The sequence below is a fragment of the Mesorhizobium sp. M0088 genome (assembly GCF_040322895.1).
Taxonomy (GTDB): domain Bacteria; phylum Pseudomonadota; class Alphaproteobacteria; order Rhizobiales; family Rhizobiaceae; genus Mesorhizobium.
This window is the reverse complement of the sequence record NZ_JAMYUI010000033.1, coordinates 74,458-81,654: the sequence shown is the minus strand read 5'-3', so window position 1 is coordinate 81,654 and position 7,197 is coordinate 74,458. Positions and strand designations below refer to the sequence as shown.

Annotated in this window: 8 protein-coding genes and 1 tRNA gene; 2 read left to right on the top strand and 7 right to left on the bottom strand. The window is 61.6% G+C overall.

The window, feature by feature from the left end:
* Positions 1-168 precede the first annotated feature (168 nt).
* Positions 169-687, bottom strand: coding sequence for a disulfide bond formation protein B (locus NKJ67_RS31070; RefSeq protein WP_352585084.1), 519 nt, complete (start codon positions 685-687; stop codon positions 169-171).
* A 34-nt stretch (positions 688-721) separates the two neighbouring features.
* The gene (locus NKJ67_RS31065) at positions 722-1,309 is read right to left on the bottom strand and encodes a YqaA family protein (RefSeq protein ID WP_023811139.1); all 588 of its coding nucleotides are present in this window, start codon (positions 1,307-1,309) and stop codon (positions 722-724) included.
* A gap of 275 nt (positions 1,310-1,584) precedes the next feature.
* On the opposite strand from NKJ67_RS31065, the gene NKJ67_RS31060 reads away from it, so the two are divergent.
* A tRNA-Leu gene (locus tag NKJ67_RS31060) sits at positions 1,585-1,669 on the top strand.
* A 123-nt stretch (positions 1,670-1,792) separates the two neighbouring features.
* Here the strand turns inward: NKJ67_RS31060 and NKJ67_RS31055 are convergent.
* Together NKJ67_RS31055 and NKJ67_RS31050 are read right to left on the bottom strand one after the other, a co-directional pair.
* Positions 1,793-3,073 carry a GNAT family N-acetyltransferase gene (locus NKJ67_RS31055; RefSeq protein ID WP_352585082.1) on the bottom strand — a complete coding sequence of 427 codons (1,281 nt, stop codon included), beginning with the start codon at positions 3,071-3,073 and terminating at the stop codon, positions 1,793-1,795.
* On the bottom strand, positions 3,073-4,473 hold the full coding sequence (locus NKJ67_RS31050) for a lipopolysaccharide biosynthesis protein (protein ID WP_128304567.1): 1,401 nt from the start codon (positions 4,471-4,473) through the stop codon (positions 3,073-3,075). Before NKJ67_RS31050 ends, NKJ67_RS31055 begins: the two co-directional genes overlap by 1 nt.
* Positions 4,474-4,986: 513 nt before the next feature.
* Here NKJ67_RS31050 and NKJ67_RS31045 point away from each other — a divergent pair.
* Positions 4,987-5,205, top strand: coding sequence for a histone H1 (locus tag NKJ67_RS31045; RefSeq protein ID WP_352441713.1), 219 nt, complete (start codon positions 4,987-4,989; stop codon positions 5,203-5,205).
* Here the strand turns inward: NKJ67_RS31045 and NKJ67_RS31040 are convergent.
* From NKJ67_RS31040 to NKJ67_RS31030, 3 genes are read right to left on the bottom strand one after another with little or no spacing between them, the layout of a single operon-like run.
* Entirely contained in the window at positions 5,202-5,684 is a 483-nt protein-coding gene (locus tag NKJ67_RS31040; RefSeq protein WP_352461349.1) for a hypothetical protein, read from the bottom strand. The genes NKJ67_RS31045 and NKJ67_RS31040 overlap by 4 nt on opposite strands.
* Before the next feature lie 10 nt (positions 5,685-5,694).
* On the bottom strand, positions 5,695-6,807 hold the full coding sequence (locus NKJ67_RS31035) for a HigA family addiction module antitoxin (protein WP_352441711.1): 1,113 nt from the start codon (positions 6,805-6,807) through the stop codon (positions 5,695-5,697).
* Positions 6,808-6,821: 14 nt separating this feature from the next.
* Entirely contained in the window at positions 6,822-7,115 is a 294-nt protein-coding gene (locus tag NKJ67_RS31030; protein ID WP_352441710.1) for a type II toxin-antitoxin system RelE/ParE family toxin, read from the bottom strand.
* Positions 7,116-7,197 lie beyond the last annotated feature (82 nt).

Sequence of the window (7,197 nt, the reverse complement as noted above, 5' to 3'; positions counted from 1 at the left end):
GGACCTTGGCTCAATCGCTCTAATCCCACGAAATCTCTCTCGTGTAGATACAAGGTGGCTCGGCGAAGCCGAGACGGAGTGGGGGTCGACCTGGCTCGGACGTCGAAAGCCGCGCCATCCGACTCAGCCTGGCGAATTTTTGCTCGAACTCTGCGTCGCGCTGCTCAATCAGTCGCGGGTGAGGGCGCCGCGGAAGGCGACGGCAGCGAGGACCAGGCTGGCGATGGCGTTCCAGCCGGCCAGGGACAGGCCGAGGATGCGCAATGCGGCCTTGTCGCAGGACGGCGGCACGAATTTGTCGAGCGCGTCGAGCACGCCCTTGCCGCCGGTGTCGACCGGCCCGGCGCCTGCGGTACAATCGGTCGGGCCGGCCCACCACTGCCATTCGACGCCGGAGTGGTAGACGCCGAGATAGAGGCCGTAGAGCATCAGGATGCCGCCGACCGCCAGCAGGCCGCGCGTCAGCCAGCTGGGTGCGTGCAGCATCGACGCAATCACCGCCAGCACCATCAGCGGCACGCCGATATAGTAGGGCGTGCGCTGTTCGAGGCAGAGGTGGCAGGGGATGTAGCCGCCGAGATACTGGAAGCCGAGCGCCGAGCCGACGGTGGCGGCCATGGCGACGGCGAGGAACAAGGCGGTCAGCGTGCGCTGGCGTCCGGTGTCGGCATTCATGGTCGCTGTCATTTCAATCGGTCCGTCCGGCTCGCAATGGTTCTGTTCAGAACGCGTATTTGACCAGGATATAGAGCAAAATCAGGGCAGCCGCGCCGGCGCCGGCGATGAGGCCGAGGCGCTTTTCGATGAACTCGCGGATCGGTTCGCCATAGTGGCGCAACAGCCAGGCGAGCAGCAGGAAGCGGCCACCGCGGGCCACGATCGCCAGCACCACGAACAACAGCAAATTGACGCCGATGACACCGGACAGGATCGTCACCACCTTGATCGGCGGCAGATGGGCGGCGCCCGACGTGATCAGCATCAGGACGATGAAGCCGACGCCTGCCCCCGCGCGCAGCGCTTCGAACTCGTCGTACTTGCCGTAGAATTCGAGGATCGGCCTCGCCACCGCGTCATAGGCGTAGTGGCCGATGAACCAGCCGGCGATGCCGCCCAGCACCGAGGCGACGGTGGCGATCAGCGCATAGCGGTAGGCGCGATCCGGCCGCGACAGCGCCATCGGCAAATAGAGCACGTCGGCCGGCACCAGGAACACCGAGCTCTCGACGAAGGCGATGAAGGCCAGCCACCATTCGGCGGATTTACGGGCCGCCAGCGACAAGGTCCAGTCGTAAAGTCCGCGAAGCATCGGCACTCCTAATGCGTGTCGTTCCATTGCGCAGGCAGGTGGGGTGTAACGGCATGCACACAACAAAGACCCAGAGCGCGCCATCCGTCCCCGCAGACGTGCCGCGCTTTGATGCGCCGCCTGTCTAGAAAGATTTTCCGCGCTGCACAATGGCAGCCCCGTCACGAAATCGAAAGTCGCAGTTTGGTCGCATCTTGAGAGCGCCGGAGAATTGGCCAGTTGACGAACAGCCCTCCAACCGTATAGTCCCGCGCCATCCAGGCCGCCCGGCCTGAGCCCCTATGGCGGAATTGGTAGACGCGCTCGACTCAAAATCGAGTTCCGCAAGGAGTGCTGGTTCGATTCCGGCTAGGGGCACCACCCTTCGCTCTTCGAGCTTCGGGTGGCAGGCCACTCGAAGCTCGATAGACGAAGGAGTGTCCTCCGAAGCCTTGGCGAAGGAGGGCAGCCGTCGCCGTTTCGACGGACCGCACCCTGCCTGCTCTACCGCCGTCCCAGCAAGCTCTTCATCCGGTTGCGCAGCAGGCGGGCCATGTTGCGGGTTTCGCGGTAGAGGTGCAGTTGCGAGGCGGCCTGGCGGGTGAGGCGGTCGGCGTCCGGCGTCAGCCCGATCACCAGCGTGCCCATCGGCTTGCGCTCGGCCCATAGCCGGCTCATCACCGGATGGTCGGGCACCGCGCAGGAATCGGTCATCATGATGTTGGGATCGTCGAGATGCTGCCTGGTCACCTCGATCATCAGCAGCGTGCCCGGCGAATAGCTGGCCAGCGTCTCGTCATAGGCGGTCTTCCAGGTGTAGGCGATGCCGGCTTCGACGAAGACGATCAGGCAGGCGATGGTGCGGCCGTCGAGCGTCAGCGAGTGGATGCGGCACATGTCCTGCTCGGCCAGCCGGTGCACGGCTTCGCGGGCGAAGGCGGCGCGGAAGCGGTCGATCGCCATGGCGGTGCGTTCGCGGCCTTTCCAGCCGGCCGCTTCCAGCGACAGGAAGCCTTCGATGGCATGGCGGATGTCTTCGGGGCCGCGCGCCACGACATGCTCAAGCTTGCCAAGGTCGCCAAGGCGCCGCTTCAGGCGGCGGAACTCGCGATAATGGTGCGAGCGCAGCGAGGCCTTCAGATAATCGTCTCCATCGAGCTCGCTCTCCAGCGCCGGGCGCTGGCTCTGGCCGGTGGTGACCAGCGTCAGGCCGCGCGCCTCGGCCACGGTGGCAAGCAGGCTCGCCACCGGGCCATCGAGCCGGATGTCGGGCAGGACGAACACTTTCGGCAGCTTGAGATGCGGGCGCGACAGCATCGCGAAGAAGTCCTCGACGACGCCGACCGGGTCGTCGCGGTCGACCAGCGGCGTGCCGAGCGGACCGAACGGGCTCGACCATGTGCGCATGACCGGCACGCCGAGCGGCACCACCGGCCGTTCCACCGAGAACGGCACCAGAAGGCGCAGCCGGTTGCGGTATTCGTCGCCGTCGCGGATGACCGCCAGCCGCACCTCGCGATCCTCCAGCCGCGGCATGGCGGGCGCCAGGAAGCGCGGGTTGAAGAACACGTTGGACTCGACCGTGCGGGCGCAGAGATAATCCAGCTCCTCCACCAGGTCGAAACCTGCCGATGCCGGGTAGATGGCGAGCTTGCGCTCGGGCCGGTTGTTGGCGAGGATCTCGATATGGGCGGGGTCGGCGTCGCGGGTCAGCCCGGCAAGGCCCGACACCATGGCTCCTGCGGTGCCGCCGCTGGTTTCCTCAAGCAACGGGATGGCAGCCATCACGCGGCTCCTTTCGCAGGCACGAAGATGAGCATGGCGATGCCGAGCTTGCGCCACACCGTGAAGGAGAGCGCGCCGGCTTCGAAGATCATGGCAAAGGCGGTGGCCATTGCCGCGCCCCACAGGCCGAACATCGGGATGAGCACCACATTGAGGGCGATGTTGAAGGCCAGCGTCATGGCATAGACAGCGGCGCAGATGTTCTGGTTGCCGCTCATCGTCAGCAGGCTTTCGCAGGGGCCGACGGCGGCCCGCGCCACGACGCCGAAGACGAGCAGAAACAGCAGCGGATAGCCTGATGTGAATTCAGGGCCGAACAGCACCAGCATCGGCTCGCCGAGCGCCAGCACCAGCAGCGCCATCAAGAGCGATGGCCAGAACGTCCACGACACCGTCTCGCGGGCAAAGGCGGCAAGCCTTTGCGGGTCGCCATGGGTGAACTGGGCGTAGCGCTGGGCAACGCCGGCCTTGACGGCGAAGTAGACGAAATGCACCAGCGCCAGCGTCTTCACGGTGGCGAAATAAACGGCGACGTCGTTGGGATCCATATAGGCGCCGACCATCAGCACGTCGGCATTGGTCAGCAGGAAGAAGAAGCTCTCGACCAGGAAGATCGGCAGCGAGACGATGAACCATTGCGCGAAATGCACCTTCATCGGCCCGGCCGGGATCTGCCTTTCCATGCGCTGGGTGACACCGACGAGTTGTCCCAGCGTCGTGGCGTAGGTGGCGGCGATCGAGGCGAAGATGGCGGTCCTGGCATCGGGTGCGTAGCCCACGAACAGCATCAGCGCCATGAACAGCAGGATCAGCACGGGCCGCACCAGATAGGTCGGCGACAGGGCAAACAACGCCCAGCTGTTGGCGCGTGCCAAGCCCGACAAAAGGTCGGACATGGCGATCATCGGCAGGCAGATGACGCCGAGGATGAACGGGATCACATAGTAGTTCTCGATCCAGGGCGCCGCCAGCCAGACGCCGAGCGCGCCGAGCCCGGCAATCAGCGTGGAGGCGATCAGCACGAACAGACGGCTGGCCAGTACGATGCCGCGCAGCTCATCCATCAAGCCGCGCTCGCGATATTCGGGAATGTAGCGGATGACGGAGGTGTGGAAGCCCAGGCAGGCGAGGTTTCCGACGATGACCATTGTCACCCAGACGAGGACGAAGATGCCATATTCGAACGAGCCCATCCAGCGTGCCATCAGCACCTGGCTGACGAAGGCGATGACGGCGCTGACGATGCGGACCGAGAAGGCGATGACCGACATGCGGCTCGCTTCGCCGCGCTCGTCGGCGGTGAACAGCACGGCATCGATGCGGCCAAGCAACGGCCCCATGCGCAGCGCCCAACGCTGCGGCAAGAACCGCCCGGCAGTCGTGGCCGCGGAAAAGCGCACCCCGATTTCTCTCCGTTTTCCGCTTCTTTTCAGGCTTTGGTGTAGCGGAGACACATTAAGAAACGGTTGGGTGAGGGGGAGCGGGACGGGGCGGACGAAAAGCCAACGGTTTGGCTTTTCGAGCGACGAACGCCCGGAGCCATGGCGAAGGGCCGGCAGGGGATGGTGCGCGGCACGCGCATTCGTCATGGCGGTGCGGAGCGATCCGCGCAGCGGACGAAAGCCAACTATTTGGCTTTTCGAGCGACGAACGGTGGAGCGCCGCGGTAGTGGGTCAGTTTAAAATTCCACCTTTGAATGGCCGGGCTTGAATGCGATATTGAGAACATGGCTATTTCAAGCACGGGCACCCATGAAATTCGCTGCGAAAAATGCGGGGCGCGCTACCTCGCGACCTATCAGGACGGGCCGCAACGGGAACGAGGAACGTTCGATTGCCTGAAATGCGGCGACACATTTTGGCGTTGGAACAGCTCCAGAGACTATCTGGACATGAAGTTGATCGATTAGGCGATGACCGACAAGCACCCTAAGCGCCCGCGCGATGCCAACCAATTGGCGAAGTCGATTGTCGATCTAGCGACCGGCGAAACGGAAGACAAGAAGCCGCTCGCCAGCGCCCGCAAGGGTGGCCTTATCGGTAGCAAGGCCCGCCTCAAAGCACTCACGCCGGAACAGCGCTCTGAGATCGCCAGAACGGCAGCGGCGGCGCGCTGGAAGAAATCTAGCTAAGCCGCCTTCTCTTCGTCGATACCGGCAGCGATCATCATCTCTTCAACGTCGTCGTTGAAATCCAAGACAAGCTGGATTCGCTCTTCGTCGGGATGAGCGTCGCTGTAGTGATCGGCATCCATGCGAAGCTGCCAACAGTCGCCGACGATTTGCTTTCTGCGCTGGCCTACAGCCTTTTCGACATGACTTCTCGGGGCAGTATCGATGTCACCCCACAGCGACGTTTGGCGACCGTCTGTGGTCGCCCGCACAGCCAGGTTCGCGCGGTATCGCCTTCCGGCGCTGTCTGTTCGGTATTCTTCCCTGAGCGCCTCAGCCATCTCGTTGGCGAAGCGGGTCTGAATATCCGCAGGTCGCGGGTGCCAAAGCCCCTGTTTCATCGCCCAAGATCCAACCTCCCGCAAATCGGCAGGATCGGGCGACACCTCAGCCGCGTACTGTGCAAAGATCGCCTGCATTTGTTGGTGATAGTTGGCCATCATGGCCCTCCTACAATTCGACAGGGACTACATCGCCCCAGCCATCAGCCAAAGTTGCAATGCTTAGATGCTCTCTTATTCTAGCCTGATGCTTTCGAAGGAAGTCGTATCGGCCCATCCTTCTCTGCAGTTGGCCAACGATAATTCCGATATGAACACCCATCCGTGTCGCAAACGCGGCTACATCGCGCTCCGAGAAAAATGGGTTCTTCCGGGCATAGAAGGAATTCATTTTGTCCTGAGGCACACAGAATTCCGCAGCGTCGGAGTTCGCTAGCTTCTCCTCCGCATCGATGCCGTCCTGCTTTTCAAGTTCAACATCGATGATCTCTTGGGACATGCCGTGACCGTGAAGGACATGGGCGCATTCATGCGCTAGCACAAACCAGAAATTATCAACCCGGTCGAACCTAAGAGACATTCCAATTACGGGACTGTCTTTGTCGAGCCAAAAACAAACACCATCGATCTTGCTACCCGGCAGACCTTCCGAGACGACAAACCGAACTCCGGCTTCTAACAAGACGCTCGGCACTTGGCGGGCATCCTCGACATTGGCGAGCCACCTCTTCATGACAGTCAATGCTTTCCGAAGTTTGTCCTGAGAATACTTCGGAGCAACCATTTCTCTGGCGATATGACGGACGCGAAATAGCCAAGCAAGTTGTGCGGGCGGCACTTCATCATAGTGGCTCTTCTTGGCTGCGTACTCCAAATGCGGCACATCATCGATGGATGCCACACTGAAAAACCGAGCGAGCTGCAGCTCCATCATGTCTGCCGATGCATCGGCAATCCAGCCACGCTTAATCATCTCTCTCAGCGGATATTTCGATTGAACTCGACCTCGCCGGGCAATGGCTGGATCGGGATCATGCGCGCGGGACAACTCGTAGGATTTTTGCAGGTTGGCAAAGAGATCAGCGGAAGTGCCGAAGGCGTCGCCGAGCGCTTTCGCCATGTCTGCGCTGATGCCTCGCTTTCCAGAAATGATCTGGTTCACGCCCTGCGGATGAATTCCGAGAATGTAGGCCAAATCGGTCTGCGACCAGCCGCGCTCGTCAAGTTCCTCCTGAATGAACACGCCCGGAGGTACAGCGAAATTGTTGAACTTAGCGTCCACGTCCTGTTCCCTCCTCAATGAGGGTCACCGATGAAGGTGACCTCGATTTCGTTTGGCTGGCAGCTGCTATCCAGCGTGAAATGCATTCGGTACTGGTCATTGAGACGTATCGCACACTCGTTTGTATCGCCCTTCAGCCGCTTGAAATGCAGGCTGGCCCATTGCCGCAAATCCCTTTCGTCTTTCGTTGCCCGAATAAACAGAAGCTTGTTCCTGAGCGACGCAATGACCGCCGTCGGCAAGCCGGTTGAGTTGGCCTGGTCCGTCTCCACAAGAGCGTCGATCTTTCGGGCGAATCTGACTTTCATGGAACGGGATATCCGCTGTTACCTCAAATAAGTCAACATACGTTTAACCGCAAGCGTTAAACTGACCTGAATGCTTGACTGC

Coding starts and splice junctions, on each gene's coding strand:
- NKJ67_RS31070 (WP_352585084.1), bottom strand. CDS start 687: ATGACAGCGACCATGAATGCCGACACCGGACGCCAGCGCACGCTGACC.
- NKJ67_RS31065 (WP_023811139.1), bottom strand. CDS start 1,309: ATGCTTCGCGGACTTTACGACTGGACCTTGTCGCTGGCGGCCCGTAAA.
- NKJ67_RS31055 (WP_352585082.1), bottom strand. CDS start 3,073: ATGGCTGCCATCCCGTTGCTTGAGGAAACCAGCGGCGGCACCGCAGGA.
- NKJ67_RS31045 (WP_352441713.1), top strand. CDS start 4,987: ATGACCGACAAGCACCCTAAGCGCCCGCGCGATGCCAACCAATTGGCG.
- NKJ67_RS31040 (WP_352461349.1), bottom strand. CDS start 5,684: ATGGCCAACTATCACCAACAAATGCAGGCGATCTTTGCACAGTACGCG.
- NKJ67_RS31030 (WP_352441710.1), bottom strand. CDS start 7,115: ATGAAAGTCAGATTCGCCCGAAAGATCGACGCTCTTGTGGAGACGGAC.